The following is a 26,950-nucleotide window of genomic DNA, read 5'->3' as shown; positions in this document are numbered from 1 at the left end:
AAGGGAGTAACCATGTGCAGGGTTTTTGCCGGGCAGGATCCGGAGGGCTACCGACAGATCAACCGGTCGATCCGCATCGACGGGCACTCGACCAGCATCCAGCTCGAGGCGACGTTCTGGGCTTTGCTCGACGAGATCGCCGATAGCCAGGGTCTGACGACGCCGAAATTCATCTCGAAGCTCTATGACGAGGCTATCGAGATCAACGGCCAGATTCCGAACTTCGCGTCGATGTTGCGCACGACCTGCGCTCTCTATCTGAAAGGCCATCGGCCAGGCATCGAAGAACACACGACGCCTAAGCGGCAAGCAGCTTAGCTGTCGGCTGCAACATCGAGCGCCAGCCGGGTCATGTCAGTGAAAAGCGCCTGGCGCTCGGAATAGTCGGTTTGCTCGCCGGTCACCACATTGTCGACGACGGTCAGCAATGACAGCGCCCGGGCGCCGAAATGCGCCGCGATGCGATAGAGCGCGCTGGTCTCCATATCCACCGCGAGCGCGCCTTCAGCCTGCACCCCGGCAAAGCGGGTCCGTCCCTGGGGATGATAGAATATGTCGCTGCAGGCCGTCAGCCCGGCCTGATGCTCGATGTCGAGTTCGGCAGCCTTGGCCAAGGCGCGGACGAATAGTGCCGGATCGGGGGCGGCAACATCGTTGTAGAGCCCGAAAACCTGACCGCTCTCTGCACTCTCACCTCGTACCGACTGCGAGATCACCAGGCTGCGCAGTTTCAGCCCGGCGGTCAGAGCGCCACAGGTACCGGTGCGGATCAGCGTCCTGACGCCGTAGAAATCGAGCAGCTCATGCACGTAGATCAGGAACGACGGGACACCGATGCCCGTTGCCTGGATGCTGATGGGCTTACCGCGAAACAGGCCGGTAAAACCGAGGGCCTCCCTGCGACGGTTGACGCAGCGCGGCGCCTCCAGAAAGGTTTGCGCCATCCATTCGGCGCGTTGCGGATCGCCTGGCAACAGCACTGTTGCGGCGTAATCACCCTTGCCTGCCTCGTTGTGCGGCGTCACGGCATGCTCCCCAAAACCCGCCGTCCGTTTCACCCGCAATCATGGCAGCCTCGCGTCATTACGCAAGTGCGAGATTAGCAAATCCTAAGATTCAAGCACATCCTTCACGATTGTGGCCAGTTGCTTGAGCGAAAACGGCTTCGGCAGGAAACCGAAATGCGCGTCTGCCGGTAGGTTTTTGGCGAACGCATCTTCCGCGTAGCCAGAAACGAAGACGAATTTGATGTCCGGTTGCCGCTTGCGCAATTCGCCAAGCAGTGTCGGCCCATCCATTTCAGGCATCACCACGTCGGAAACGACGATGTCGACCTTGCCGCCGAGCGCCTCGAAGACTTCCAGTGCCTCGACGCCCGAGGACGCTTCGTGGACAGTGTAGCCGCGCGACGTCAACGCTCGCATGCCGCCCATGCGCACGGCATCCTCGTCCTCGACGAGCAGCACAGTGGCCGAACCCGACAAATCCTTGGCTGCGTCGGCGATCTTTGCCGGTGCAGCCGGCGCCTCGCTGGGTTCGCCTGCCTTTCTCGCCTCTGCAATGTAGCGCGGCAAGAAGATGCGGAACACGGATCCCTTGCCGACTTCGGAATCGCAGAAGATGAAGCCGCCCGTCTGCTTGATGATGCCGTAGACCATGGACAGGCCGAGGCCGGTGCCCTTGCCGACCTCCTTGGTGGTGAAGAAAGGTTCGAAAATCTTCTTGAGCACTTCGGGGGCGATGCCGCTGCCGGTGTCTTCGACTTCGACCACGACATAGTCGGCCGGCGCAAGCTCTCGGTAGGAAAGGCTCCTGCTCTCCTCGGTGGTCACGTTCCGGGTGCGCACGGTGAGGTCGCCGCCGGCCGGCATCGCATCGCGCGCATTGACCGCCAGATTGACCACCACCTGCTCGAACTGCCCGATATCGACCTTCACCGGCCACAGGTCGCGGCCATGATCGACCTTCAGCTTGATGTCGTTGCCGACCAGGCGGGCCAGCAGCATCCGGAGATCGGCAAGCACATCGGTCAGGTTGAGCACCTCCGGCCGCAGCGTCTGCTTGCGTGAGAAGGCCAGAAGCTGCCGCACCAGCGACGCCGCCCGGTTGGCATTCTGCTTGATGTTCATGATGTCCGGGAAGGACGGGTCCGACGGGCGGTGGTTGGTCAACAAAAGGTCCGACGCCATGATGATGGCGGTCAGCACATTGTTGAAGTCGTGGGCAATGCCGCCGGCAAGCTGGCCGACCGCCTGCATCTTCTGGCTTTGCGCCATCTGGCCCTCGAGCGCCTTCTGCTCGGTGGTTTCGACGGCGTAGACGATGGCCGATTCTTCGGCGCCCTCGCTGGTGCCGTCGGCAACCGCGTTGACGTAGAAGCGCATGTGCCGCTCCTCATTGCCGGGCAGCAGCGTATCGATCGGTTCGATGTCGGCCTGCCGTTGTCGCGCCTTTTCAAACGCCACGGCAAAGGCGGGCCGGTCGCGCTCATGGATCACCGTGTCCAGCCGCACGCGCCGATCGACCGCGTCCCCATCGACGACCGAGGAAAACAGCGACAGGAAAGGCGCGTTGGTGCGCAAGATGCGCCCGCCGTTGTCGACAGCCGCTATTGCCATCGGCGTCGAATTGAAGAAGCGGGTGAAGCGGATCTCCGAGGCGCGAAGATCGGCGGAAGCGTCCTCGCCTTGCGTCCGGTTGAGCACGATGGTGCGCGTCGGACCGTTGACGCCCTCGCGGCTGGCCGACACCCGATGCATGAAACGCACGGGCAGCGCCTCGCCCTTCACTGTCGTCAGATCGAGATCGATGACCGCGTTGCGCGTGGTGCCGGGATCGGCCTTGACCGAGCGGACCAGCGCCATGCCGTCGCCGGCGACGATCTCCGGAAGCGTGACGGCACCGGGCGTGAAGCTCGTCAGGTCGATGCCCAGCCACTCCGCAAGCGTGGCATTGATGTAAGTGACGCGCCCTTCCTGGTCGGCCGAAAAGAAGCCGGCCGGCGCGTGGTCGAGATGGTCGATAGCCTTTTGCAGGTCGAGGAAGAACCGCTCCTGCTCGGCCCGTTCTTCCGAGATGTCGGCGAGTTGCCAGGCGAGCAAAGGCAGCCGCTGGCCCGGGACGCTGAAGGCGCGGGCGCGGGCGCGATACCAGCGCGCGCCCGGCTCGGCGCCGGGTCGAATGGATTGAGCAAGCCGAAACTCCCCGTCGCCGGGCTGGCCGTCGCGCAGGCCGGAGGCGAGCCGGTATATGGTCACCGAGGCCTCGGGAACATCGGACAGCAACCCTTCGACCGTCTTGAGATCCGCCGCCGACGCCGCGCCCGTCATGTCGGCATAGGCCCGATTGGCGTAAACGACACGCCCTTTGGTGTCGGTGACGAGAAGACCTTGCGACATTGAATCGACGAAGGCTTTCGACAGCTCGTCGCTCGTCGAGCGCGGTGTGATCTGCACGAAACCGATGGCGGTGGCGAACAGGAAGCCGACGCCGATCATCGCCAGCACACCAAGCATTCCAAGCAGGAATGGATCGCCAAGACGCTCGCGGAAAAGGCCGAAGACGATCGCGGCGCCCGTCAAGACAACGATGAAGATGATGAGCCGGGTTACCGCACCCGGTCGCGTGTTCTGGTCGACGATCGGTACCGGATAGAAATCGCCGCGCGCTTCCTTGGCCATGTGCCCCCTGCTCGTGAATTCCGGTACTTGCCCCTGCCCGGTTGAATCACATTCTCAAGGTCCGGAAAAGGCCTTGGCGGCAAATGTCCGCTAAAAATGAGGCCGTTCGGCGCCCGGTGTGGTGAATTCGAAATTCGCGTCACCTTGCTGCAGCGCCAGGCGAATTTTCGGATTCGTCACACCAGCAACTTGCTGAAAATCCAGTGTGGTGTTTCAAGCTGTTCACGAAGCATGAAAGGCAACTTGCAGTGGCCTGCCGCAACAGTTTAGTGTCGCGTCTTCTTCGAAAGACGATTGGGGGCACCAATGCTGCAGTGGCTGGATAGCGTGGCGGGTCCTGGTTATGCCGCGGCGATCCTGTGGACGCTTGTCGCGCTTGTCCTTTTGGTCATCATTCTCCTTATCATCAAGCTGATCCGCAATCTGACCTTCGGAACATTCGTCGCCGGCGGCAGGAACCGCAAGACACGATTGGCCGTCATGGACGCCACCGCTGTCGACAGTCACCGCCGGTTGGTGCTGGTGCGCCGCGACGATATCGAGCACCTGCTGCTAATCGGAGGTCCGACCGACGTCGTCGTCGAACGCGACATCAGGCTGTCGGCGCTGCGCCGTCCTGCACTGACCGGAGATGGCGGCGGCCATCAGCTGGCACCGCGGCCGCCCGCCCCTCAACCCGCTCCTGCGCCAGTGAGGCAAGCACCGCCTCCGCAGCCGGTAAGCGCGGCCCCAACGCCTGTCCGGCCCTATCAGACGGCGCAGGCGCCGAAGCCAGCAGCGCAAAGCCATCAGTCGGCGACGATCACGCCGCTGCCCGCCTATGGATCGGCGAACGCCAATGCCGTTCGACACGCGCCATCGCCGGCAAGACAGGATTCCCCGGCAAGGCAGGATTCTATCGACGATACGTTGATGAGGGAACTCGAGGTCTCGCTTGACGAGCCACAGCCCGCCAAGCCGGAGAGTAAGCCGGCGGCAAAGGTGCCGCCGTCTCTCGATGACGAGATGACGAAGCTTCTCGGCGAGCTCTCCAGCCAGAAACGGTAACCGGCCAGGAACCGGCCCAGCGAATAGCCAACAAAAATGGCCGGAGACCGGCCATGACAAAGTTCGCTATTTGACCGCTTTTTAGACGCCTCGCCTGCTTCAGTCGTCGCGGTAGACCTTCTCGCGGCGCTCGTGGCGCTCCTGCGCCTCGATCGACAAGGTCGCGATCGGACGCGCATCGAGCCGCTTCAGGGCGATGGGCTCGCCGGTTTCCTCACAATAGCCGTAAGTGCCTTCATCAATGCGCTGGAGCGCGGAATCGATCTTTGAAATGAGTTTTCGCTGGCGATCGCGAGCGCGAAGTTCGATGGCGCGGTCGGTTTCCGAAGAGGCGCGATCGGCGAGATCGGGGTGGTTGGCGTTTTCCTGCTGCAGGATTTCGAGGGTTTCGCGCGCTTCGCGCAATATGTCATTCTTCCAGGTGACGAGCTTCAGGCGAAAGTAGGATTTCTGCCGCTCGTTCATGAACGGCTCGTCTTCGGAGGGTACGTAATCGGCGGTAACGATGTCGTTCATTCGACTCACCCAAACTGCCCCAATTTTGGCGCCTATATATTCGCGGAGCGAATGCTGCACAAGCGTAATCGACGACAGTTTCACGCAATTGTTAATGTCGGGCAAAACGGCACTGGCCGCATCATTCGCATGAAGGGCGCGGCCGAATTCGTTTATGATTCGTGGGGTTTGAAGGGTATCAGCCATTGTGCAAGAGGGCTTTCTCATGGCTAATCCTGCAGCGCCTTTTGACGAGTTTCGGTGTTAGGCACAAGCGAGGGGCCGGTGAGCAAGCTTTATCTGTTGAGGCATGCGAAGGCTGGATGGGCCCTGCCGGGCATGCGCGATTTCGATCGTCCGCTCGACGCATCCGGCCTCGCCGACGCCGAAACGATGGGTGCGGTCATGCGGGCCCGCAACTACATTCCGGACCTCACGCTTTGCTCCAAAGCAAAGCGAGCGCTGCAAACGCTGGAAGGCCTTGCCGGTCACACCGATACCGGCCGGGCCCTGTTCCTGGACGCGCTCTACAGCGAGGATGCCGCCTTCTATCTCAACATCATCCGCGGCAATGGCGGGCCAGGCTCGCTGCTCGTCATCGGCCACAACCCGATGACGGAAGATCTCACTATCGCGCTTTCGGGCGACGGCGAAGAGGCTGCGAAGGGAATGCTAAACCACGGCTTCCCGACCGCCGGCCTTGCGGTCGTCCGTTTTCCAGGCAGTCTTGCCGACGCCGCGCAAGGCACCGGCTATCTCGAAGCCTTCTTGACGCCGGTTGATCTCTGACGCCGTTTCAAATCCAGGTGGCAGCGTCTATATCGGAGCCTACCGAAGCCCCGAGAGAACCGATTTGGCATCATCGCTGACCACTTTCACCGACGAGGCGAAGATTGCCCTGGATACGCTGTCGGGGCGCGCTACAGGGCTTTTTTCGCCGTCGCTGCGCCTCGGCGTTACCGGCCTTTCTCGCGCCGGCAAGACGGTGTTCATCTCGGCCTTTGTCCACAATTTGCTCCATGGCGGGCGCTTGCCGCTATTCGCCGCGCAGAAATCGGGACGCATCGCCCGTGCCTTCCTCGAAGAGCAACCGGATGATGCGGTACCGCGATTCCAGTACGAGGATCACATCGCGGCCCTCGTCAACGACCGCCTCTGGCCGGATTCGACACGTGCCATTTCCGAACTGAGGCTCACCATCGAATATGAATCGGCCTCCGGCTGGAGCCGCATGTTTTCATCAGGCAGATTGTCGGTCGATATCGTCGACTATCCCGGAGAATGGCTGCTTGACCTGCCGCTGCTCGGCAAATCCTACGGCGATTTCTCACGCGAAGCCTTCGAGATGGCCGTGCTGCCGGTGCGCGTCGACCTTTCGCAGGAATGGCGCGCGCTCTCCGCCGCAGTCGACCCGAAGGCGGACGCCGACGAAATGACGGCGCGCCGCCTCACCGAGAGCTTCGCCGCCTATCTCAAGGCATGCAAGCTCGACGAGCGGGCGCTTTCGACCTTGCCACCCGGCCGTTTCCTAATGCCCGGCGATCTTGAGGGCTCACCGGCGCTGACCTTCGCGCCCTTGCCGGACCTGAGCGAGCGGCGAGCGCGTTCGGGGTCGCTGCAGGCGATGATGGAGCGCCGCTACGAGGCCTACAAGACGCATGTCGTAAAGCCGTTCTTTCGGGAGCACATCACGCGCCTTGACCGCCAGATCGTGCTGATCGACGCCTTGCAGGCCTTGAACGCAGGCCCCGGCGCGATGGCCGATCTCGAACGCGCGGTGACCGAAATCCTCGCCTGTTTCCGCCCCGGCCGCGGCAATTTCCTGACAGACTTTTTTTCAAGGCGCATCGACCGCATATTGGTGGCGGCGACGAAGGCGGACCATCTGCATCACGAAAGCCACGACCGGCTGCAGGCGATCGTGCGGCGGCTTGCCGACCGTGCCGTGGCGCGGGCAAATTTCACCGGCGCCGATGTCGACGTGGTCGCCCTGGCGGCCGTGCGCGCGACCCGGGAGGGCACGGTCAAGCAAGGCCGTGAAACACTGCCGGTCATCATCGGCATACCGTTGAAGGGTGAAAGGATCAACGGCGAAGCATTTGATGGAAAGACCGAAACAGCCATATTTCCCGGCGACTTACCGGAAAAAATTGATGCAGTGTTCGATGTCTCTGGACTAGGCCATCGGCAGGGCAACGACGACCCGGCGATCCGCTTTGTGCGCTTTCGCCCGCCAAAGCTCGAACGCACCGCTGAAGGCGTCACGCTGTCGCTGCCGCATATCCGGCTCGACCGCGCCCTGCAGTTCTTGATCGGAGATCATCTGGCATGACCGCGCCCCGCAAGCCGGCGGCATTTCGCATCGAGCCGGAAGCCGCGCCGAGGGAGGAACAGGCATCCTTGCGCCAGCCCGACGCCCCGTCAGCGCGAAAGCCACGCGCGGTGAAGACGGATGGCGCGGTCGTCGTGCCGGCCGAGATCGACGTCTTCGACGAGCCCGACATCGTCGTCGCCGAACCGCCGCCAGCGATCGCGCCGCGGAAGCGTTCGTTGTTCGGCAGCCTGTTCTTCGGCGCATTGGGCGTTCTGGTTTCGCTGGCTGTCGGACTTTGGACCGACCAGCTGATTCGCGATCTGTTCGCGCGCGCCGAATGGCTGGGCTGGCTGGCCGCCGGGATGGCCGTGATCGCGGTGCTGGCGCTTCTGGTCATCCTTGTCCGCGAATTCCTGGCGATCGCCCGCCTCGCCGAGGTCGAAAAGCTGCAGAAGCGGGCACTCGATGCCATCGCCCGCGACGACCCGAAAGCCGCTCGTGCAGTGGTCGACGAACTCTCGGCCTTTGTCGCGGCCAAGCCCGAAACCGCGGCCGGCAGACGCGCGCTGGCTGAGCTGCGCGACGAGATCATCGACGGTGGCAATCTGGTGCGCCTGGCCGAGACCGAGATCCTCGGGCCCCTCGATGCGCGCGCCAAGGTTATGATCCTCGAAGCGGCAAAGCGTGTGTCGCTGGTGACGGCGGTCAGCCCTCGCGCCCTGGTCGACGTCGCCTATGTCGTGTTCGAAGCCGGCCGGCTGATTCGCCGCCTGTCGGAACTTTATGGCGGCCGGCCGGGCACGCTGGGGTTCCTCCGGCTGGCGCGCAGCGTTCTCGCCCATCTGGCGGTGACCGGCTCGATCGCCGTTGGCGACAGTTTCGTGCAGCAGATCGTCGGCCATGGCCTCGCTGCCCGGCTCTCGGCAAAACTTGGCGAAGGCGTCGTCAACGGCATGATGACCGCACGCATCGGCATTGCGGCGATGGAAACCGCGAGGCCCCTGCCCTTCAGCGCCACGAGACGGCCCGGCATGGGTGATTTCCTGTCCGCCCTGACATCGTTTGCGACAAAAAAGCAGAAGGAAACGTCCGCTTCCGATACGTGACAATTGCCTACAGCGCTGCGTCCTTTTGGACGCGCAAAGGACGTTGTAGCGCTTTGATTCTGCGGATGATCCCCAACGCAAATCGATTCTGATTTTCGGGTCACGCGCTAGCGGTGACGAAGCATTAACCAATCTTGTTCATGGTCGGACGGGTTCCAAACCAGTCTCTTTGTTGCCGGGTGTCGTCGATGAAAAGCGTGATCTTGTCTAGCGTCCTGCCCCTGGCAGTCGTGGTTTCAACAACTGCCGGCCTGGTCGAAAAGGCTTTTGCAGCAGAGCCGGACAAGCAGTTCTTTCAATCGGTGGAAGGCAAATGGGTCGGCCCGGGAGAAATCGTCGCCGGCAAGTACAAGGGGACGAAATTCACCTGCAATTTCACCGGCTCGACACCTGACGGCAAGATCGGCATGTCGCTCGACGGCGGTTGCCGGGTCGGCATGTTCACCCAGCAGATGTCGGCGACGATCCAGCGCAAGGGCCGCGAAGGCTACAAGGGCAGCTTCATGGGCGGTGCCGCCGGCTCCGGCCTCGACATCATCGGCGGCAACGTGGTCAACGCCAACAAGGTCGTCTTCACCATCAACCGCAACCAGTTGCGCGGCGTCATGCAAGCTCTTGTCCCCAACGACAACTCGATGACGGTGACGATTGCGGTGCGCGTCGACCAGCAATTGGTGCCGGTCATCGGCATGAAGCTGAAGCGCGTCGATACACTCGAGGTCGGCTCCATCGCGCCAAACTGAGCGATTATTTGCGCGTCCAGTGAACATGCGGCGCGACGCTGCAAAAAAAGCGGCAGCCACGGCCACCGCTTTTTGCAAAACTCAAATCGATGCTCAGCTCTTGATGGCGGTGGTCAGCTCGTCGTAGGCCTTGCAGGCCTCGTCGGCCGTCGTAGTGCCTTGAAACTTGGTCGTGATCGCCTGGACCTTGGCGGTGAGATCGGCTGCCTTGGCCGGATCCTTGGTAATTGCCTCCTGAAGGGCAGCAGTCATGTCCTGAGCCTTCTTAGTCAGCATTTCGGTCGTGCATTCAGGTGCCTTCGAACAGGCCGAGCCGGCAAGTGCCGCGATGCCGACGGCAACAAGCAAAAACGTCTTCATGTCAGTCTCCCTCAAAAAGGGCCGCGACTTGATCGTCGTTCGCCCTCCACTGGCCGAAGCCGGGCGTCCTTAGCGCCCGAATGCCGAAACAAGCAACGCGGCCGGCGCATAAACTTGTGGAGCGCGCCTGCAACACTGCCGCACCGGTTTCCGGATTCGGACTGTTCGATTTCCGCCGAAGCCCCTATCTTGGCCGCTCGATGCCGCAGCACGTGCAGCGGTCCTTAAAAAGAACGGAACGGCAGGCATGGCGGCAGAAGCAGCGGGCAGCGATCTGATCCACGTGGTGGCGCTGCTCGCCGCAGGTGTTGTCGCCGTGCCGATCTTCAAGCGCATGGGGCTTGGTTCCATCCTTGGCTATCTGGCGGCCGGCGTGGTCATCGGCCCGTTCGGCATCGGCATCTTTTCCGAATCGGAAGCCATTCTTCACGTCGCCGAGCTCGGCGTCGTCATGTTCCTGTTCATCATCGGGCTGGAGATGCAGCCGTCGCGGCTGTGGGGCCTGCGCCGGGAGATATTTGGTCTCGGCGCGCTGCAGGTCGGCGTCTGCGCGCTGTTGCTGACCGGCGTCGGACTGGCGGGAGGTTTTCCGATCGCGCAATCCTTCGTCGCCGGCGCCGGCTTCGTGCTGACCTCGACGGCGATCGTCATGCAGCTCCTGGAAGAACGTGGTGAGATCGCCGTGCCCAAAGGCCAGCGCATCGTCTCTATCCTGCTACTCGAGGACCTGGCGATCGTGCCGCTGCTGGCCCTGATCGCCTTCCTGGCACCGGGCGGCGCCGATATGAGCTTGACCCAGCGGCTGACGGAGGTGGGCATCGGCCTTGCGGCCATCCTCGGGCTGGTGCTGGCCGGGCGTTTCCTCCTCAATCCGTTCTTCCGCGTCCTGGCGGATGCCCGCGCCCGCGAGGTGATGACCGCAGCCGCCCTTCTGGTTGTTCTGGGGTCGGCGCTTGCCATGCAGCTCAGCGGCCTGTCGATGGCGATGGGCGCTTTCCTGGCCGGCGTGCTTTTGTCGGAATCCACCTTCCGCCATCAGCTCGAGGCCGACATCGAACCGTTCCGCGGCGTGCTGCTCGGGCTGTTCTTCCTTGCGGTCGGCATGTCGCTCAACCTGCAAGTGGTCGTCGAGAACTGGCGGCTCGTCGCCGTCTACGTCGTCGCCTACATGGTGATAAAGGCGATAGGCATCTATCTCGTCGCCCGCATCCTCAAGGCTGGTCACCGGGAAGCGATCGAGCGTGCCGTCTTCATGGCGCAAGGCGGCGAATTCGCCTTCGTTCTCTATTCCGCCGCCGCGACCGTCGGCATCATCGACAGCCAGGCCAATGCGACCCTGACGGCGATCGTCATCATCTCCATGGTGCTGACACCGCTGGCCACCTTGGCGTTGCGGTACTTGACGCCGCGCGACGAGCAGTCGCTCGAAGGCGTCGATATCGCCGATGGCCTTACCGGCAGCGTGCTGATCATCGGCTTCGGCCGCTTCGGCCAGATCGCCAGCCAGCCGCTGCTGTTGCGCGGGATCGATGTGTCGATCATCGACAATGAGGTCGAAATGATCCAGGCGGCGGCCGATTTCGGTTTCAAGGTCTATTATGGCGACGGCACGCGGCTCGACATTCTGCGCGCCGCAGGCGCCGGCCGCGCGCGCGCCGTGTTGATCTGCGTCGACAAGCCCGACGTCGCCGTCCGCATCGCAGAACTCATCAAGGCAGAGTTTCCCCTGCTGACCGTGCTGGCACGCGCCTTCGACCGCGGAACCGCACTGCAGTTGATACGTGCCGGCGTCGATTTCCAAATTCGCGAAACCTTCGAATCAGCGCTTGTCTTCGGCGGCTCCACACTGGAGGCGCTGGGCGTCGACCCAACGGAAGTCGCCGAGGTGATCGAGGATGTCCGCCACCGCGACGCCGCCCGTTTCGAGTTGCAGCTTGCCGAAGGCGTTCGCGCCGGAGCGCGCTTCCTCAAGGGCAATATCGGCACGCCCATTCCGACCCCGCTCAGCCAGCCGCGCCACGCCGGTCAGGCGCTCAATGAAGAGACCGCCGGCGTTCTGCATAAATCCGAGCCTGCGGACTGAACATGTGGAGCAAACAGATGACCGAACTGGACGAGCGCGCGCTTTCCGTCACCAAATTCTGGCGTGACGCCGGGAAGGATGCATGGTTCGAGAAGCATGACGCCTTCGACGAAGAGTTCCGCAACAGGTTTCTCGATCTGCATTACGCTGCCGCCCGGCGCGAATGTGACGACTGGTCGGAGCATGCCGAAGGCTCACTGGCGCTGATGATCCTGCTCGACCAGTTTCCGCGAAACTGCTTTCGTGGCACTGGCCATATGTATGCCACCGACCCGCTGGCAAGGCATTTCGCCGAAAAGGCAATCGCCGCCGGCCAGGATCTGGCGCTCGACGAAGACCTGCGCGCCTTCCTCTATTTGCCGTATGAGCATTCGGAGCATCTCGCCGACCAGCTCAAATCGATGGACCTCTTTACCGCCAAAGCCCAATCCAACCTGAAATATGCGGTCGAGCACCTGGAGATCATTCAGCGCTTCGGCCGCTTTCCGCATCGAAACAGGATGCTTGGCCGCGAGACGACGCCGGAAGAACAAGTGTTCCTCGATGGGGGCGGATTTTCCGGCTGAGCTTAATGCGTCGGACCCAAAAGTGGCTACCGGTCTTGCGTCCGATGCTTAGGCCCGCCACCAATCCCGGCCAGACGGCAATTGCTCGATGCCGGCGCTGTCGAGAGCGGCAAGCCGATCCTGTACGCTTCTGCCGCCGACGGTGAGGCCAGGCGCGATCTCGGCCAGCGGTGCCAGAACGAAGGCGCGCTCCAGCATGCGCGGATGCGGCACTTCCAGCCCGGTTTCGTGGATGATCCGATCGCCGAACACCAGAATGTCGATGTCGATCAGGCGTGGACCCCAGCGCTCCTCGCGCACCCGTTTCAGTCTGCGCTCGACGTCGAGGCAGAGTTCGAGCAATGCATGTGGTGCGAGAGCAGTCGAAATTTCGGCAGCCGCATTGAGAAAATCCGGCTGGTCGAGCTTGCCCCAGGGTGGCGTGCGGTAAAGCGAGGAAACGACCGCGACGCGCGTATTCTTGTCGGCATCCAGCATGCGCAGCGCCGCGCCCATCGACCTTGCCGGGTCGCCAAGATTGCCGCCAAGGCTGAGATAGACAGTGTTATTCGGGCCAGACAACGGTCACCTCGACATGATCGAGCACACCGGGAACCGGCGCGTTCGGCTTGCGCACAGTAATCTCGGCCTTTTTGATCTGGGGAAACCGGGCCGTCAGCGCCCGGGCCACCTCCAACGCCAGCGCTTCTATCAGGAAACGCCTCTCCCCGGTTATGATCCTTTCGATCACCCCGAAGGCGACACCATAGTGGACGGTGTCCTCGATGGAATCATCGACCAGCGCACGGCCGGGTTCGACGGTGAGCGCAGCGTCGACATAGAAGCGCTGGCCGAGCGTCTCCTCCTCATCCAGCACGCCGTGCCGGGCGAAGAAGGCGCAGTTCTTCATGCGGATGACATACATCGCTCAGCGTCCCGCTCGATTAGAGCGAGGCGCGTCCACTTGGATGCACAAAACGACGCTCTAACGCTTTAAATCTACGCATAGGATCGAAAATCGATTCCGATTTTCGAGCCTATGCGGTGGTTTCACGCGCCAGCATAGCATCCGCAAGCGCCAGCGCATCCACATTGATTGCGACATCGTGGACGCGAAAAAGCTGCGCGCCCTTGAGTCTCAGGATGACGCTCGTCGCCGCTGTTCCGGCACCCCTGGCCGAGGCGTCGCGGCCGGTGACAGCGCCGATGAAGCGCTTTCGCGATGTGCCCGCCATCAGCGGAACGCCCAAGGCATCGAGTTCGGAAAACCGTGCCATCAGGTCGAGATTTTCCTCCGCTGTTTCCTTGGCGAAGCCAAATCCCGGATCGAGCACGATTTGGTCGTCGGCAACGCCGCTTCGCCGGGCGATTTCCAACGATTTCCTGAGGAAGAAAAGCTGATCCTCGATCACGTCGGGCAGTTTTTGCCGGTCACGCCCGGTGTGCATGATGATAAGCCCGGCGCCGGTCTCGGCCGCGACCCGCGCGATGCCGGGCTCGCGCTGCAGACCCCAGACATCGTTGACGATGTGGGCGCCGGCGCCGACGGCAAGCCGGGCGGTGTCCTCGCGATAGGTGTCGACCGAAATCAGCGCCTTGCCAAGCCTGGCCAGCGCCTCGATGACTGGCAGCACGCGGGCCTGCTCTTCCTCGATGGTTACCGGAGATGCGCCGGGGCGTGTCGATTCCCCACCGACATCAATGACCGAGGCTCCCTCTTCCACCATCCGGCGCGCCTGGGCCATCGCCTGTTCGGGCGCAACGAACAGCCCGCCGTCGGAAAAACTGTCCGGCGTGACATTGAGGATACCGACGACCACGGCCTTGCTGCCAAGGTCGAGATGGCGCCCATGCGCCAGCTGCCATCGCCCTGTCGTCATTGTCCATCAACCATGTATGATCCGCCAAAGATCAATTCCGTTGCGCCGGCAACGGCCGTAACGCAAGGTGGGCAAAGAGGCAACATGATGAAACGATCCCTGCTTTGCGCCCTGATGCTCGCTTTTTCCGCCTTTCCGGCGGGCACAGCGAGCTTGGTAAAGATATATAGCTACTTCAGCATCGGCGGCAGAACGCTCGATGATATCGGAACCCAGCTTACGAAACTCGGGCCCCAGGTGAAAAGCACGGGGATGCGGCATCCAGGCGCCACACAGATGGCGTTCACCACCCGCGTCAGCTACGCGGAAAAATCGAATTCCTGCCGGATTGCCGACGCCAACGTCACCGTCAAGGTCAAGGTGATCCTTCCCGAATGGCGCCGCTCGGGCAAGGCCGATGCGGGCGTAAGGCTGTTCTGGGACACGTTGTCGGCCGACATCAAGCGCCATGAGGACCGCCATGTCGAAATCGCCAAGAACCATGCCCGCGAACTCGAGGATGCGCTGAAGGCGACCTACCCGCGGAAGAATTGCCAGGAGGCCAAGACCAAGGCCGCGGAAATCGCTGCCGCTATTCTTGCCAAGCACGACCGGGCCCAGGTGCAATTCGATCGCGTCGAAACCATCAATTTCGAAAGTCGCATCTTGCGACTGCTGCGCTATCGCATGGAGCGCATCGAGAAAAGCCGGCTGCCGGGTTAGCTCAGGCCAGATGGTAACGATTTAGGCACCGGCAGGGCCTTCGCCTCGACACGTCCGGCATCGCCTGCTATTGCCACGCCGCTGTTATGCGAAACGCATGCCGGCCGGCGACCCCGCCTGGCGGGATTCGAAGCCCCGTTGCCCTAACGAGGCCCACAGCCCAATTCAGAGGGTCCGATTTCCGGCCTGTCGCCGTCACCGGCGTTTAGTCGGACGACCTCGGCTCTTCCTCTGGAAACGGTGCCGCCGGCGGGCGGACGGAGTGGATCGATTGACAGATCTGTCAGCGAAGCGGCCACGGCGCCGATAGAGGCGCCGTCTCACTTTTCTCCTGCGTGCCCCACGTCTGCATTTGACATCCCCAAGCCGGGCTACCGTATATCCGTGATGTCTCAATAATGTACCGAGGCCAGACGGCTGCCGTAAGCTCCTTGCACTGGCCCTCATTGCGTCTTACGTTTGGCGCATCGATTAAGTAAGGGTATGATAATGCCGGAGACTGCAACCCTGTCCTCGAAGTTCCAGATATCGATCCCCAAGGCGATCCGGACCGCCCAGCATTGGGAAGCGGGTTTGACCTTTGCCTTCATCCCGAAGGGAACGGGCGTGCTACTCGTCCCTGTGCCGAAGCGGGAAGCGCTGAAGGGGCTGGCGAAGGGCGCTTCGGCGACGGAATATCGCGACCGGTCGGACCGTTTGTGATGGTGCTCGTCGATACCTCGGCTTGGATCGAATGGCTGATAGGCTCTCCAACGGGAGAGCAGGTGGCCGAGCATCTGCCCGAGCAAGCCGACTGGCTCGTTCCGACCATGGTGCAGTTGGAACTCGCAAAATGGCTCACTCGCGAAGTAGGCGAAGACAAAGCCGATCAGACCATCGCCTTTACGCAGGTCTGCACGGTGGCCCCGCTTGACACGGAAATCGCCCTAGCGGCCGCCGAAGCCTGCCGGAAGCACAAATTGGCGACCGCAGATGCGATCATTTTCGCAACCGCTCGGGCGCATGACGCGACGCTCCTGACTTGTGACAAGCATTTCGAGAGCCTGCCAGTCGTCACCCTCATCGAAAAGATCTAGCGCTGACATTGTTGGGCCGCGGGATGATGTCGGCTCCGGCAGCTCACGACCCATTGCTGCCGCTCGCCGAAATCGGCGGCGATGTCCGAGGCTGGCCCCATTGCAGGCCCTGAAAAGCTCGCAAAGCCGAACTTTGCGAGCGACTTAGGATTACGTCAGGAATAAATGACGGGTTGGCGCATTCCGCTCTAGGAAAAGGAATTGGCCGAGCGACCGCTTTCCACCCTGAGCTGCCCTACGCGTCGGGTACCAAGCGTCAGGCTTTCACCACTAGCCGGCGACGCCGAGCTTCTTCTGCAGGCTGGTCGACGAGGTCGTATACTGGAATACGATGCGCTCGCCGGGGCTGACGATGCGCTTGGCTGCCTGCGCCATCAGGGCGACCTCATGGAAGCCCGATAGGATCAGCTTCAGCTTGCCGGGATACCAGTTGATGTCGCCGACGGCAAAGATGCCCGGTACCGACGTCTGGAATTTCTCGGTGTCGACCGGGATCATGTTCTCATGAAGATTGAGGCCCCACTCGGCGATCGGTCCGAGCTTCATGGTCAGGCCGAAAAACGGCAGCATCCGCGTGCACGGCACCTCGGTGTCACCGTCCGGTCCCTTGATGGTCGCGGAGGAAAGCTGGCCGTCCGTGCCGGTCAGTCCCGTCACCTGCCCGACCTGGAAATCCAGTTCCTTCATTTCTTGCATGGCGTACATCTTGTTGACGCTGTCGGGCGCCGCGCGGAATTCCGGCCGCCGGTGGACCAGCGTCACGCTCTTGGCCACCGGCTGCAGGTTCAGCGTCCAATCGAGCGCCGAATCGCCGCCACCGACGATGACGAGGTCGTGGCCGCGGAATTCCTCCATCCGGCGAACCGAGTAGAAGACGCTCTTGCCTTCGTAAAGCTCGATGCCCGGGATCGGCGGCCGCTTCGGCTGGAACGAGCCGCCGCCGGCGGCGATGACCACAACCTTGGCTTCAAACACCTCGTTCTCGTCGGTGACGACGCGAAAGCTGCCGTCATCGAGTTTTTCGAGGCTCGAGACCATGCGGTTAAAGGTGAAGTCGGGCTTGAACGGCGCAATCTGCTCAAGCAGCTTGTCGACTAGGCCCTGCGCCGAGATCGATGGCCAGCCGGGAATGTCGTAGATCGGCTTTTCCGGATAGAGTTCGGCGCATTGCCCGCCGGGCCGGTCGAGTATGTCGATCAGATGGCATTTCATATCGAAGAGGCCGAGCTCGAACACGGCGAACAAGCCGACAGGCCCCGCCCCGACAATCAATGCGTCCGTCCTGGTGATATCGGTCATGAATGCGCCTTCGATGCGCAGGGCCTCGAAAACCGGAATCGATTTTCGCTGGGGATCATGCGCCAATCACAGTGCTACAGCGCCCTTTGCGCGTCCAAGCGGACGCACGGCGCTGTAGAGAACGGCGCGACACTGCATGACCATTGGCCCGCTGCCAAGCCGGGGCCGGAAAAATCGGCTATAAACCCCGCTTCAGCCTTCACGCCTCAGCCTTGGCGGGCGGGCACGCGCACAACCAGGCCGTCGAGTGCGTCGCGCACCTTGATCTGACAGGAGAGCCGCGAGTTCGGCTGGACGTCGTAGGCGAAGTCCAGCATGTCCTCTTCCATGGCTTCCGGCTCGCCGACCTCCGCCGTCCATGCCTCGTCGACATAGACATGGCAGGTCGCGCAGGCGCAGGCGCCACCACATTCGGCCTCGATCCCCGGCACGGCGTTGCGGATCGCGTTTTCCATGACGGTCGAGCCGTTTTCGGCATCCACGTCAAAATGTGTGCCGTCATGGGCGATGAAGGTCAGCTTGGTCATTTGTCACCTGAAGGGAGTCTCAGCCGAGATAATCACTCCGGCAGACAAGTCAACTGCCGCGCAAAAGCGGCGCTCTATGCCGTTTTTTTCGGAAATGGGTTTAACGGCTGATGGCGGCGACGAAATCGCGGACTTCTTCGATCAGCGAGCCAAGCCGCTTGAGGGTATTGGTATCTTCAGGCTGAAGTTCGATCGCGCTGGCGCAATCGGCAATGGCGAAGGCGCCGATGCCGCGCGCCGAGCCCTTCAGCCCGTGCGCCAGAAGCAGTCGTTGCCTCACATCGGCGTCGACGATCTTGTCGCGAACGGACAGCGCCTGCTGCACGAACAGCGCCAGCACCTCCTGCTCGAGGCTGCGGTCGCCCATCGTCTGGCGCGCGAGATGCGCCAGGTCCACCGGCCGCGACCCGGCCGTTCCCGATACGTCGCCGCCGGGCATCGAGAAGGCAATGCCGTTTTCGCCACGCATGAATCTGCAACTCCATTGTTCGACTGCCGAAAAAAATAGGCGCATCCTGTGGACGGCGGGTTAATGATTGGCCCGGAAAAATGTTGCGATAACGGCGCCGGAATCACAGTTCTGTTAACCTTATATTTAAAGTTTTACGTATCGCGCCGAATGCATGTTTTCTTTACCCCGGTGTGTCATTACGATACGACAGGTCCATTTTCAGCCTCTTGCGTGGGACACGACAAGCAGAATCAATAAGTCCCGCGGCAGCTTGTACAGGGTAGCGAAGGCATGGCGAAGAAAACAACGACGACAAGAACGCTCGATAGCGACGTAGCCAGGGAACTCGAAAAAGCGCTTGATATCGACCTGAGCGGGGATGCCGGCGGCGACCTCGACATCGCGGCGTCGATGGAAGACCTGGAAGCGCAGATATCGCAGGCTGCCGACGAGTTGGCACGCGAAGGCCGTAACCAGAATGCCGAGCCTGTCGCCAACCAAGGCCAGAATGCCGAGCCTTTCGCCAACCAGAGCCAGAAGGCGGAGCCTGCCGCCAACCAGGACCAGAAAGCCCAAGACCAGAAAGCAAAGCCCGCGGCAAAGGCCAAGCTGGCTGAACTGCGCCCTGTGGAAACGCGCAATAGCCAGCAGCCGGCCGGTTTCACACCAGCCAATGACCCTCTTCAAAAAGATTACAAAACGCTGCTGCACACCCTCAATCGGCGTGCCTCGAACACGATCTACTGGGTCGTTGCGCTCGTTTCGCTCGCCTGGATCGCGGGCGCCGGTGCGCTGGCCAATCTGCTGTTTGGACCTGGCATCTGGCAAATCCGCACGCCCGACCAGTTTTTCGCCCGTCCTGAACTGATCGGCCTGGCGGTCGCTGCGATCCTACCCGTCCTCCTGTTCTGGGCGTTTGCAGCCATGATTCGCCGCGCCCAGGAAATGCGCATTGCCGCTCAGTCGATGACGGAAGTGGCCTTCCGCCTGACCGAGCCGGAAAATATCGCCCAGGATCGTGTCATGATGATCGGGCAGGCCGTTCGCCGCGAGGTGGCGGCCATGGGTGAAGGCATCGAGCGCACGCTTGCGCGAGCCGTCGAACTCGAAACCCTGGTCCACAGCGAAGTCAACCAGATCGAACGCTCCTACTCGGAGAATGAATCCCGCATCCGTTCGCTTGTCGACGGGCTGGGCAGCGAGCGCGAAGCGGTGGTCACCCACGCCGAACGCGTGCGCGCCTCGATCACCGGCGCGCATGAGACGCTGAAGGACGAAATCGGGGCTGCCAGCGACATCATTCGCGACAGCATTCTCAACGCCTCGACCAACCTGTCGATGACCATCACCAATTCCGGCGACACGCTGATCGACAGGATCAACCAGAGCTCGATGTCGATCTTCGATTCGGTGGAAGGCCGGCTCGAATCGATCACGGACCGGCTGTCGACCTCCGGCGAAGCCTTCGCCAGCCTTCTCGATACACGCATCGCCAAGCTGACGGACACGACCGACGGCCTCACCCGGTCGCTGACCGATCTGCTCGACGATCGGACCTCCGGCATGGTGTCGCTGCTCGGCGGCGCCGCGCGCACGCTCAACTCCGAATTTGAAGCCAGCCTTAACGGCATTGAGCGGACGCTGGCCGAACGCGGCCAGACGCTGATTAGTGAGTTCCAGACCCGCGCCGAAGCGCTGGACACCGGCACCCAGAAGCTCAACGCCGCGCTCGAGGCCCGTGCACGCCAGATCAACGAGACCCTGGTCGAGCGCGCGCGCGAAATCGCCCACACCTTCCAGGAAAGCAAGGAGACGCTGTCGGCGATGATCGATCAGGGCAAGACCCAGATCGGCGCCGACATGGCCGATATCGTTTCGTCGACCTCGTCCATGCTTGAAGCACGCGCCGGCGATTTCGCCGGGCGCATGGAAGCGGCTCGTCATGTGGTGTCACGCTCCTTCGATGCCGATATCCAGCGGCTTGCCGATGCCCGCGTCGGCATCGAGGAAGCCGTCGAGAACCACAGCCGCAAGCTTTCCGAAAGCCGCGAACGCATGGCGGCGGCAATGCAGGCCGATCTGGCGAAATTCGCCGAAAGCCGCGCCGGCATCGACGCGGCTGTCACCGATCAGGTGCAGAAGCTTGCCGAAGGTCGCAGCCTGATCTCGCGCGCGCTCGAAGAGGATCTGCGCAAGGTCAACGAGTCGCGGGCCACCATCGATGCTTCGCTCGGCAGCCATCTCGAAAGCCTCGAAGAGGGCCGTAACAGGCTTTCACAGGCCTTGAACGAAGACTCCGGAAAACTTGTGCAAGCCCGCACGATCATTGATGAAATGGTTGCCGGCCATGTTGGCAAGCTGGCCGAAGGCCGCAGCATTCTTTCACGCGCTCTCGAGGCCGATCTCGGCAAGCTGGCCGACAGCCGCGCCAGCATCGACGGCCTGGTCGCCGGTCAGGTCGAGAAGATCGCCGAAGGTCGCGCCATCCTCGCCAAGGCGCTGGAAAGCGACATCGTCGGCATCAAGGGTCTCATCGAGAACCATTCCGCCAAACTGGCGGAAGACCGCACCGAGCTTTCGCGTTCGCTTGAAAACGACCTGTCCGGCATCAGGGGCCTGATCGAGCAACATTCGGGCAGGCTCGCCGACGATCGCAGCCTGCTTTCGCAGACGCTCGAGGCTGACCTCGCCAAATTGGCGGACAGCCGGTCGAGCATCGACGGGCTGGTCGCCGGCCAGGTCGAGAAGCTGGCCGAAGGCCGCGACATCCTCAAGCGCGCGCTTGAATCCGATCTCAACACGGTCAAAGACGTCATATCGAGCCAGTCGGAAAAGCTGGCGGAAGACCGTGGTCAGCTCTCAAGGGCGTTGGAAATCGACCTGCAGAGCGTGAATGGCCTTATCTCCGATCACATGAACAGGCTCGCAGAGGACCGTTCGACCCTGTCGAAGGCGCTCGAAGACGACCTCGCGAAACTGGCCGAAAGCCGGTCGAGCATCGATGGTCTGGTTACCGGCCAGGTCGAGAAGTTGGCCGAAGGCCGCGACATACTCAAGCGCGCGCTGGAAGCCGATCTCAACACGATCAAGGACGTCATATCAGGTCAGTCCGAAAAGCTGGCGGAAGACCGCTCGACCCTGTCCAAGGCGCTCGAAGACGATCTCGCCAAGCTGGCGGAAAGCCGGTCGAGCATCGACGGGCTGGTTGCCGGCCAGGTCGAGAAGCTAGCCGAAGGTCGCGACATCCTCAGACGTGCGCTGGAAGCAGACCTCAATACGATCAAGGACGTCATATCAAGTCAGTCCGAAAAGCTGGCGGAAAACCGCTCGACCCTGTCCAAGGCGCTCGAAGACGATCTCGCGAAGCTAGCGGAAAGCCGGTCGAGCATCGACGGGTTGGTTGCCGGCCAGGTCGAGAAGCTATCCGAGGGCCGCGACATCCTTAGACGTGCGCTGGAAGCAGACCTCAATACGATCAAGGGTGTCGTCGCCGATCAGTCCCAGCAACTGACCGACAATCGTGCACAGTTTACGCGGGCCCTGGAGGCCGATCTCGGCAGCGTCAACGGTCTTGTAAACAGCCATGCCGAGAAGCTGATCGAGGACCGCTCGATCCTCTCCAAGGCGCTCGAAGACGATCTCGCCAAGCTGGCGGAAAGCCGGTCGAGCATCGACGGGCTGGTTGCCGGCCAGGTCGAGAAACTGGCCGAAGGCCGCGACATCCTCAGACGTGCGCTGGAAGCAGACCTGCAGAAAATTGCAGCGAGCCGCAGCGACGTAGACGACATCATCGCCGGCCATGTCGGAAAGCTGGCCGAAGGCCGCGACGCGCTGACCCGTGCGCTGGAGGACGATCTCTCCAAGCTCGCCGACACCCGCAAGGATGTCGACCGTTCGCTGTCCGGCCATATCGACCAGATCGCCGCCAGGAGCACCGATATTTCCGCGGCAATCGCCGCCGACGTCGAAAAAATCGAGCAGGCGTTCAGCCGGCAGACCGGCATCATCGAGGAGCGCGCCGGAACCATGGAGCGTGCGTTGTCGACCGGTGTCGACAACGTCCGCAACGTGCTCGAAAAGAGCGCCGTCTTCGTTGCGGGAGCGCTGCGTGAAAAGGTCATGGAAGTCACCAGCGCGCTGCATGAGCAGGCGGGTGCTGCGTTCAGCGACGCCGATCGCAAGATCGCCGAACGTGCCGAGCAGACCTCGGCGGCCTTGCTCGCCAGGGCGGAGGATATCGCCCGCACCTTCGAGGAGGCGGATCGCCGCCTCGCCGCACGTGCCGAGGATACGTCGAGCGCGCTCATTGCCCGCGCCGAAGACACATCGAGCACCATCATGGCCCGTGTCGACGATACATCGAACTCCTTGCTGGCGCGCGCCCAGGAAACGGCCGATCAGCTGGCAGCCCGTGCCAGCGAGATCGCCGGCACATTCGATGCGGCGGACCAGAAGCTCGTGGCCCGCGCGGTCGAAACGGCGCAGTCGTTGGCCGCGCGCGCCGGCGACATCTTGCGCAATTTCGAAGGCGCCGACGAACGGCTCGGCGTGCGCATCGGCGAATCGGCCGAGGCGCTCGCGGCGCGGGCATCCGACCTTGGCCGCATTTTCGATGCCGCCGACCAGCAGCTGATGTCGCGTATTGCCGAAGGTTCGGAAGCGCTGTCGGCCCGCGCATCCGAGATCGGCCGTATCTTCGACGAGGCGGATCACCGTCTGGTGTCCCGTATCGCCGACAGCTCGTCGACGATCGGAGAGCATACCGAGAACATCGTCGGGGCATTTGCCAACACCGAGCAGCGGGTTGCCGAACGTGCGAGGCTGACCGGTCAGGAACTTGCCGTCCACGCCCGCGAAATCGAGCAGGCGCTGGCCGGCGCCGACGAGCGCCTGGCATCCAGCGCAGCAGCGGCGGCGGCTCGTGTCGAGGAGCAGGTTGCCGGCGTCGAAAACCGTCTCGTCTACACCACCGAGACGATAGGCCAGAAGCTCAACGAGCAGGTTTCGACTGCCGAGGCGCAACTCATTTCGCGCGCCAACGCGATTGCCGAAACCTTCACCGCGGTCGGCCAGCATATCGGCCAGAGCACCAACGACGCCGCGAAGACCATCGGCACCAACACCCGCGAGCTCAACACCATGCTTGCGGCACGTTCGGCCGAGATCTCGAAAATCCTCGACGAAACGGCACGGCCGCTGGTCGAGCGTTTCGCCCAGGGCGGCTCGGAGCTGCAAAAGAGCATGGAAGAGGTTACCGAGCGCGCGACCGAGAAGTTGCGCAGCGAAAACGCCGCCTTGGTCGACGCGCTCGCCAGCCGCACCGCCGAAACATTGTCGGCCGTCGAAGGCGCACGCTCGACGCTCGCCGACAGTGTCGCCGATCTCATCGGCCGCATGAGCACCTCGAGCTCGCAGCTCGGTCAGTTGATCGAGCAGGCGGCGGCCAATCTCGGCCAGGTCGACGAACGCCTGACCGGCAGCACGCAAAGCTTTGCGGCGACAACGGAAAAAGCCGCGCAGACCTTCGCTAGCTCGGCGCGCCTGGTCGATTCGAACACGACGCGGCTTACCGAATTGTCGTCTTCCACCTTGCGCGAGGTCGCCTCGATTGCCACCAAGTTCGACGAGCACAGCCGTCTGCTGTCCAGTGCTTCGGACCTGTTGAGTTCGGCCCAGAGCAACCTCGAACACACGCTCGAGAGACAGTCGTCGCTGGAGGACCTCGCCGTCGGCCTGGTCAAGAAGTCGGAGGATCTCGAAAAGGTCATGCGCTCGTTCGAGACGCTGGTCGGCCAGACGTTGCAGAACGCCGAAGGCAAGACGCTGGAGTCGGCGGACAAGATCCGTGCCGCCATTTCCGACGTCGTCGATTCGGCAACGAAGCGCTTCGCCGACGCGACCGAGGAGATGCGGCGCACCGCCGGCTCGATCAAGAGCGAGCTCGACCTCACCCGCGCCGAGCTTAAGAAGGGCGTCATCGAGATGCCGGAAGAGGCAAAGGAATCGACCACGGCCATCCGCCGCGCCGTTTCCGAGCAGATCAACGCGCTGAAGGAACTCTCGGATATCGTTGCGAAATCGGGCCGCAGCACCGACACCTCGGAGCCGCCCAACCTGCGTCCGGCACCGCAAGCGCCTGCCGCGCGCGCCGCTGAACCGCAGCGCCGTCCTCCGGCCCCGCAACCGGAACCTCGTGCCCCGCAGGCGCCATCGGGTGACACCGCACTGCGCGGCACGCTCGACCTGGAACGCCCGGCTGAGACGGCGCAGCGCCAGCGCGACCCCAATGGCCGTACGCCGCAAGGCGGCTGGGTGCGCGATCTCTTAACTGGGGCGTCGCGCGAAGAGGCCGCCAAGCCCGCGCCGTCGGAAGCGCCACGCTCGGCCCCTGCCCAGCGCTCGCCGCTTCATGTCGTGGAGTCACTCAACTCGCTTTCCGTCGACATCGCCCGCGCCATCGATCACGATGCCTCGATCGAGTTGTGGAACCGCTACCGGCGCGGCGAGCGTGACGTGTTCACGCGGCGTCTCTACACGCTTAAGGGCCAGCAGACTTTCGATGAGATCCGCCGCAAATATCAGATGGAGGCGGAGTTCCGTGCCGCCGTCGACCGTTACTGCGATGATTTCGAAAAGCTGCTCAAGGACGTGTCGCGCAACGACCGCGACAACATGATGGCGCAGACCTACCTGACGTCGGACACCGGCAAGGTTTACACGATGCTGGCGCATGCAAGCGGCCGCCTGCATTGATCAGGCGATAAACGAAACATGAAAGGCGGGAGATGTTCCCGCCTTTTTTATGCAGTGCCGACGTCCTCGGGATGATGCTCTATTGATTGATCTCCGGCTCGACGAGCCTTGCCAGGTTTCGCAGCGACTCCTGCCAACCGAGATAACAAGCCTCAGCTGGAATGACGTCCGGAACACCTGCCTGCGTGATATCCAGCTCCGTGCCGACCGATACTTTCTTCAAGATCACTGTCACCTGCATCTCACCGGGCAAGTTAGGATCGTCGAACTTGTCCGTATAGCGCAGGCGTTCGCCAGGAACGAGCTCGACATATTCACCGCCAAACGCGTGGCTTTTGTCGGTTGTGAAGTTGCGGAACGACATTTTGAATGTGCCGCCGACTTTGGGTTCCAGATGATAGACCGTGCAGGTAAAGCCGTTGGGCGGTAGCCATTTCGCAAGCGCGTCCGCCTCAAGGAATGCGCGATAGACTTTTTCTGGGCTGGTTGCCAGAACGCGGTGCAGGCGTACGGTACTGGGCATATCATCTATCCCTATGGTTGGAGTGTCGATCCATGCCAAGGACGAACGCGGCTTGACCGATCCGACAACAAGTTAGGATTTTTTGGAACCGGGGCCGCAGACCTTCATGTTGGCGACTGCTATCGGACCCGTTGCAGACATGAGACCGCGATCACGTTTGAGGCCAACGCTTCTTCGGTGTTTGTGCGGCCAAGGCAATGGTTTCCTCGCCACGTTCGCGAATATCGATCACATGACGGGCGGAAAACGGTAACTCAATCCCACTCCAAAGCTCATCATTCTGAGCAACTGCATACGGATCGTTATTGAGGACCCCCAAGTAGGCTCCGTCGATCCGCTCGCGCACCAGCACCCACATGCGCTCTACGGCGACGGGTTCATTCTCATCATCGACCGAAATTCGAAAGATCAGTTTCGCGTGATCTCCCGGTTGCAATCCTTCTCGTTCATGCGAATCGGGTATCCAGAATGTGTCCGGCGACGCCTGACGATATTCCTCGCCATCATCCAGGCACCACCCGTCCAATTGGAAATCCGGTTCACGCATTGCTCTATCTTAGCGGCCACATGGATGTCGGGAAACCACCCGAAACCGACTGTCGTCGACTACCGAGTTTTCGCACGGTGGTCGCAATCAAAGGAACCTGTTGACCATCATGCCGCCGCCAAGTAGCAGCGCCCGGCGTCCCTGGCTGTGTCAGATCACCGAATCGGTCCAGCGAACGATGTCCTTGGCGGCGTCGCCGAACGCAGCGTCGAGCGCGCCGACATAGGCCTGATTGCCGCTGCCCGAGACGGGCGCGCTCGCGGTAAAGCTCTTTGAGGCGCGTACCTCGCCATTGCGGTCGTTCAGTATCCGCACGAACAGGTCGACCTCGGCATGCTCGCCGCCGTCGACCCGGACTTCGAAGGCACGGACCTCGACGATCACCTGGTAGTCGATCGCCAGCCCCTCGCCCGGCTTGCCGACACCGGCGAAGCTGCCCGAGCGCTGGAATGTCTCGGCCAACCGCGCCTGCACGATCAGCGGCAGCCGATCGGCCCATTGCGCGCCCTTGAGGTACTGGATCGAACGCACGGTCGGCTTGATGACGATGTTCTGGCTGTCCAGCGCCTTGAGCGCGGAAGGCTGGGCGATGAGAATCTGGCGGCGGCTGTGGCCGCGCGCATCGAGCGGCGGTGCCGACAGTTCGAATGTGTCCAGGGGCGCCGGCCCGCCGCCCGGCAAAAACGCGCAACTGGCTAGCGAAAGCGTAAGCAGTGCCACTCCCGCTTTGAGCCCGCCCGATTTGACCCCGCCCAATTTAAGCACGACCGACTTCACACGCGATCCCCGTTGTCCCCGAATCGTATGAGCAATCCGCAT

General features: G+C 62.3%; 25 protein-coding genes. 12 read left to right on the top strand and 13 right to left on the bottom strand.

Features of this window, described 5'->3' with window-relative positions; genetic code table 11:
- The first annotated feature begins 12 nt into the window (after positions 1-12).
- Complete coding sequence (locus tag EJ075_RS27025) at positions 13-318, top strand: ribbon-helix-helix domain-containing protein (RefSeq protein WP_126106434.1); 306 nt, start codon at positions 13-15, stop codon at positions 316-318.
- Here EJ075_RS27025 and EJ075_RS27020 read toward each other — a convergent pair.
- Together EJ075_RS27020 and EJ075_RS27015 are read right to left on the bottom strand one after the other, a co-directional pair.
- Positions 315-1,025: a DeoD-type purine-nucleoside phosphorylase gene (locus EJ075_RS27020; RefSeq protein WP_126106433.1), complete on the bottom strand. Its 711-nt coding sequence runs from the start codon at positions 1,023-1,025 to the stop codon at positions 315-317. The genes EJ075_RS27025 and EJ075_RS27020 overlap by 4 nt on opposite strands.
- A gap of 84 nt (positions 1,026-1,109) precedes the next feature.
- Positions 1,110-3,680, bottom strand: a complete 2,571-nt coding sequence (locus EJ075_RS27015; protein ID WP_126106432.1) for a PAS domain-containing sensor histidine kinase — start codon at positions 3,678-3,680, stop codon at positions 1,110-1,112.
- Positions 3,681-3,986: 306 nt separating this feature from the next.
- On the opposite strand from EJ075_RS27015, the gene EJ075_RS27010 reads away from it, so the two are divergent.
- Positions 3,987-4,727, top strand: a complete 741-nt coding sequence (locus EJ075_RS27010; protein WP_164547196.1) for a flagellar biosynthetic protein FliO — start codon at positions 3,987-3,989, stop codon at positions 4,725-4,727.
- A 99-nt stretch (positions 4,728-4,826) separates the two neighbouring features.
- Here EJ075_RS27010 and dksA read toward each other — a convergent pair whose 3' ends face one another.
- The gene (gene dksA, locus EJ075_RS27005) at positions 4,827-5,243 is read right to left on the bottom strand and encodes an RNA polymerase-binding protein DksA (protein ID WP_006202025.1); all 417 of its coding nucleotides are present in this window, start codon (positions 5,241-5,243) and stop codon (positions 4,827-4,829) included.
- 264 nt (positions 5,244-5,507) lie between these two features.
- Between dksA and EJ075_RS27000 the strand changes: the two genes are divergently transcribed.
- The 4 genes from EJ075_RS27000 to EJ075_RS26985 all read left to right on the top strand — a co-directional run bounded on the left by EJ075_RS27000 (position 5,508) and on the right by EJ075_RS26985 (position 9,385).
- Positions 5,508-6,011: a histidine phosphatase family protein gene (locus EJ075_RS27000; RefSeq protein ID WP_126106431.1), complete on the top strand. Its 504-nt coding sequence runs from the start codon at positions 5,508-5,510 to the stop codon at positions 6,009-6,011.
- Between the two features lie 64 nt (positions 6,012-6,075).
- The gene (locus tag EJ075_RS26995; RefSeq protein WP_126106430.1) at positions 6,076-7,554 is read left to right on the top strand and encodes a YcjX family protein; all 1,479 of its coding nucleotides are present in this window, start codon (positions 6,076-6,078) and stop codon (positions 7,552-7,554) included.
- Complete coding sequence (locus EJ075_RS26990) at positions 7,551-8,642, top strand: YcjF family protein (protein ID WP_126106429.1); 1,092 nt, start codon at positions 7,551-7,553, stop codon at positions 8,640-8,642. The genes EJ075_RS26995 and EJ075_RS26990 overlap by 4 nt, the downstream gene beginning before the upstream one ends.
- Before the next feature lie 188 nt (positions 8,643-8,830).
- Positions 8,831-9,385, top strand: coding sequence for a hypothetical protein (locus EJ075_RS26985; protein WP_126106428.1), 555 nt, complete (start codon positions 8,831-8,833; stop codon positions 9,383-9,385).
- A gap of 93 nt (positions 9,386-9,478) precedes the next feature.
- Here the strand turns inward: EJ075_RS26985 and EJ075_RS26980 are convergent, their stop codons facing one another.
- Positions 9,479-9,745, bottom strand: a complete 267-nt coding sequence (locus EJ075_RS26980; protein WP_095485329.1) for a hypothetical protein — start codon at positions 9,743-9,745, stop codon at positions 9,479-9,481.
- 247 nt (positions 9,746-9,992) lie between these two features.
- Between EJ075_RS26980 and EJ075_RS26975 the strand changes: the two genes are divergently transcribed.
- Both EJ075_RS26975 and EJ075_RS26970 read left to right on the top strand, forming a co-directional pair.
- Positions 9,993-11,828: a monovalent cation:proton antiporter-2 (CPA2) family protein gene (locus tag EJ075_RS26975; protein ID WP_126106427.1), complete on the top strand. Its 1,836-nt coding sequence runs from the start codon at positions 9,993-9,995 to the stop codon at positions 11,826-11,828.
- Between the two features lie 17 nt (positions 11,829-11,845).
- On the top strand, positions 11,846-12,394 hold the full coding sequence (locus tag EJ075_RS26970; protein ID WP_126106426.1) for a DUF924 family protein: 549 nt from the start codon (positions 11,846-11,848) through the stop codon (positions 12,392-12,394).
- Between the two features lie 48 nt (positions 12,395-12,442).
- Here the strand turns inward: EJ075_RS26970 and folK are convergent, their stop codons facing one another.
- The 3 genes from folK to folP all read right to left on the bottom strand — a co-directional run bounded on the left by folK (position 12,443) and on the right by folP (position 14,253).
- On the bottom strand, positions 12,443-12,955 hold the full coding sequence (gene folK / locus EJ075_RS26965; protein WP_126106425.1) for a 2-amino-4-hydroxy-6-hydroxymethyldihydropteridine diphosphokinase: 513 nt from the start codon (positions 12,953-12,955) through the stop codon (positions 12,443-12,445).
- On the bottom strand, positions 12,939-13,298 hold the full coding sequence (gene folB, locus EJ075_RS26960) for a dihydroneopterin aldolase (RefSeq protein WP_126106424.1): 360 nt from the start codon (positions 13,296-13,298) through the stop codon (positions 12,939-12,941). The genes folK and folB overlap by 17 nt, the downstream gene beginning before the upstream one ends.
- A 112-nt stretch (positions 13,299-13,410) precedes the next feature.
- Positions 13,411-14,253 (bottom strand): dihydropteroate synthase, encoded by an 843-nt coding sequence (gene folP, locus EJ075_RS26955; protein ID WP_126106423.1) that lies wholly within the window; start codon positions 14,251-14,253, stop codon positions 13,411-13,413.
- A gap of 84 nt (positions 14,254-14,337) precedes the next feature.
- On the opposite strand from folP, the gene EJ075_RS26950 reads away from it, so the two are divergent.
- The 3 genes from EJ075_RS26950 to EJ075_RS26940 all read left to right on the top strand — a co-directional run bounded on the left by EJ075_RS26950 (position 14,338) and on the right by EJ075_RS26940 (position 16,031).
- Positions 14,338-14,955 carry a DUF922 domain-containing protein gene (locus tag EJ075_RS26950; protein WP_164547195.1) on the top strand — a complete coding sequence of 206 codons (618 nt, stop codon included), beginning with the start codon at positions 14,338-14,340 and terminating at the stop codon, positions 14,953-14,955.
- A 483-nt stretch (positions 14,956-15,438) separates the two neighbouring features.
- Positions 15,439-15,657, top strand: coding sequence for an AbrB/MazE/SpoVT family DNA-binding domain-containing protein (locus EJ075_RS26945; protein WP_280953365.1), 219 nt, complete (start codon positions 15,439-15,441; stop codon positions 15,655-15,657).
- Positions 15,657-16,031 carry a type II toxin-antitoxin system VapC family toxin gene (locus EJ075_RS26940; RefSeq protein WP_095485336.1) on the top strand — a complete coding sequence of 125 codons (375 nt, stop codon included), beginning with the start codon at positions 15,657-15,659 and terminating at the stop codon, positions 16,029-16,031. Before EJ075_RS26945 ends, EJ075_RS26940 begins: the two co-directional genes overlap by 1 nt.
- Before the next feature lie 270 nt (positions 16,032-16,301).
- On the opposite strand, the gene EJ075_RS26935 is transcribed toward EJ075_RS26940, so the two are convergent.
- From EJ075_RS26935 to EJ075_RS26925, 3 genes are all read right to left on the bottom strand, one after another.
- Positions 16,302-17,330, bottom strand: coding sequence for an NAD(P)/FAD-dependent oxidoreductase (locus tag EJ075_RS26935; RefSeq protein ID WP_126106421.1), 1,029 nt, complete (start codon positions 17,328-17,330; stop codon positions 16,302-16,304).
- Positions 17,331-17,536: 206 nt separating this feature from the next.
- Positions 17,537-17,857 (bottom strand): 2Fe-2S iron-sulfur cluster-binding protein, encoded by a 321-nt coding sequence (locus tag EJ075_RS26930; RefSeq protein ID WP_006334837.1) that lies wholly within the window; start codon positions 17,855-17,857, stop codon positions 17,537-17,539.
- 100 nt (positions 17,858-17,957) lie between these two features.
- Positions 17,958-18,326 carry an Hpt domain-containing protein gene (locus EJ075_RS26925; RefSeq protein ID WP_095485577.1) on the bottom strand — a complete coding sequence of 123 codons (369 nt, stop codon included), beginning with the start codon at positions 18,324-18,326 and terminating at the stop codon, positions 17,958-17,960.
- A gap of 273 nt (positions 18,327-18,599) precedes the next feature.
- On the opposite strand from EJ075_RS26925, the gene EJ075_RS26920 reads away from it, so the two are divergent.
- The gene (locus EJ075_RS26920; protein ID WP_126106420.1) at positions 18,600-25,061 is read left to right on the top strand and encodes a kinesin; all 6,462 of its coding nucleotides are present in this window, start codon (positions 18,600-18,602) and stop codon (positions 25,059-25,061) included.
- A gap of 79 nt (positions 25,062-25,140) precedes the next feature.
- On the opposite strand, the gene EJ075_RS26915 is transcribed toward EJ075_RS26920, so the two are convergent.
- The 3 genes from EJ075_RS26915 to EJ075_RS26905 all read right to left on the bottom strand — a co-directional run bounded on the left by EJ075_RS26915 (position 25,141) and on the right by EJ075_RS26905 (position 26,950).
- On the bottom strand, positions 25,141-25,584 hold the full coding sequence (locus EJ075_RS26915; protein ID WP_029352946.1) for an SRPBCC family protein: 444 nt from the start codon (positions 25,582-25,584) through the stop codon (positions 25,141-25,143).
- Positions 25,585-25,735: 151 nt separating this feature from the next.
- Entirely contained in the window at positions 25,736-26,131 is a 396-nt protein-coding gene (locus EJ075_RS26910) for a DUF2314 domain-containing protein (protein WP_126106419.1), read from the bottom strand.
- A gap of 150 nt (positions 26,132-26,281) precedes the next feature.
- On the bottom strand, positions 26,282-26,950 hold the full coding sequence (locus EJ075_RS26905) for an ABC-type transport auxiliary lipoprotein family protein (protein ID WP_185928242.1): 669 nt from the start codon (positions 26,948-26,950) through the stop codon (positions 26,282-26,284).

It is taken from the genome of Mesorhizobium sp. M6A.T.Cr.TU.016.01.1.1 (assembly GCF_003952585.1).
Classification (GTDB): domain Bacteria; phylum Pseudomonadota; class Alphaproteobacteria; order Rhizobiales; family Rhizobiaceae; genus Mesorhizobium; species Mesorhizobium mediterraneum.
Note: the sequence above shows the minus strand (reverse complement) of the source record. Positions and strands in the feature narration are given on the sequence as shown.

What these genes read in the sequence shown, in the direction of transcription:
- EJ075_RS27010 (WP_164547196.1), top strand. Translation starts at nt 3,987, where the DNA reads ATGCTGCAGTGGCTGGATAGCGTGGCGGGTCCTGGTTATGCCGCGGCG.
- folB (WP_126106424.1), bottom strand. Translation starts at nt 13,298, where the DNA reads ATGTATGTCATCCGCATGAAGAACTGCGCCTTCTTCGCCCGGCACGGC.
- EJ075_RS26920 (WP_126106420.1), top strand. Translation starts at nt 18,600, where the DNA reads ATGGCGAAGAAAACAACGACGACAAGAACGCTCGATAGCGACGTAGCC.
- EJ075_RS26975 (WP_126106427.1), top strand. Translation starts at nt 9,993, where the DNA reads ATGGCGGCAGAAGCAGCGGGCAGCGATCTGATCCACGTGGTGGCGCTG.
- EJ075_RS26905 (WP_185928242.1), bottom strand. Translation starts at nt 26,950, where the DNA reads ATGCGGATTGCTCATACGATTCGGGGACAACGGGGATCGCGTGTGAAG.
- EJ075_RS26990 (WP_126106429.1), top strand. Translation starts at nt 7,551, where the DNA reads ATGACCGCGCCCCGCAAGCCGGCGGCATTTCGCATCGAGCCGGAAGCC.
- EJ075_RS26950 (WP_164547195.1), top strand. Translation starts at nt 14,338, where the DNA reads ATGATGAAACGATCCCTGCTTTGCGCCCTGATGCTCGCTTTTTCCGCC.
- folP (WP_126106423.1), bottom strand. Translation starts at nt 14,253, where the DNA reads ATGACGACAGGGCGATGGCAGCTGGCGCATGGGCGCCATCTCGACCTT.
- EJ075_RS26935 (WP_126106421.1), bottom strand. Translation starts at nt 17,330, where the DNA reads ATGACCGATATCACCAGGACGGACGCATTGATTGTCGGGGCGGGGCCT.
- EJ075_RS26915 (WP_029352946.1), bottom strand. Translation starts at nt 25,584, where the DNA reads ATGCCCAGTACCGTACGCCTGCACCGCGTTCTGGCAACCAGCCCAGAA.
- EJ075_RS27015 (WP_126106432.1), bottom strand. Translation starts at nt 3,680, where the DNA reads ATGGCCAAGGAAGCGCGCGGCGATTTCTATCCGGTACCGATCGTCGAC.
- EJ075_RS26930 (WP_006334837.1), bottom strand. Translation starts at nt 17,857, where the DNA reads ATGACCAAGCTGACCTTCATCGCCCATGACGGCACACATTTTGACGTG.
- EJ075_RS26985 (WP_126106428.1), top strand. Translation starts at nt 8,831, where the DNA reads ATGAAAAGCGTGATCTTGTCTAGCGTCCTGCCCCTGGCAGTCGTGGTT.
- EJ075_RS26980 (WP_095485329.1), bottom strand. Translation starts at nt 9,745, where the DNA reads ATGAAGACGTTTTTGCTTGTTGCCGTCGGCATCGCGGCACTTGCCGGC.
- EJ075_RS26910 (WP_126106419.1), bottom strand. Translation starts at nt 26,131, where the DNA reads ATGCGTGAACCGGATTTCCAATTGGACGGGTGGTGCCTGGATGATGGC.
- EJ075_RS26945 (WP_280953365.1), top strand. Translation starts at nt 15,439, where the DNA reads ATGATAATGCCGGAGACTGCAACCCTGTCCTCGAAGTTCCAGATATCG.
- EJ075_RS26925 (WP_095485577.1), bottom strand. Translation starts at nt 18,326, where the DNA reads ATGCGTGGCGAAAACGGCATTGCCTTCTCGATGCCCGGCGGCGACGTA.
- EJ075_RS26970 (WP_126106426.1), top strand. Translation starts at nt 11,846, where the DNA reads ATGACCGAACTGGACGAGCGCGCGCTTTCCGTCACCAAATTCTGGCGT.
- EJ075_RS27025 (WP_126106434.1), top strand. Translation starts at nt 13, where the DNA reads ATGTGCAGGGTTTTTGCCGGGCAGGATCCGGAGGGCTACCGACAGATC.
- dksA (WP_006202025.1), bottom strand. Translation starts at nt 5,243, where the DNA reads ATGAACGACATCGTTACCGCCGATTACGTACCCTCCGAAGACGAGCCG.
- EJ075_RS26940 (WP_095485336.1), top strand. Translation starts at nt 15,657, where the DNA reads ATGGTGCTCGTCGATACCTCGGCTTGGATCGAATGGCTGATAGGCTCT.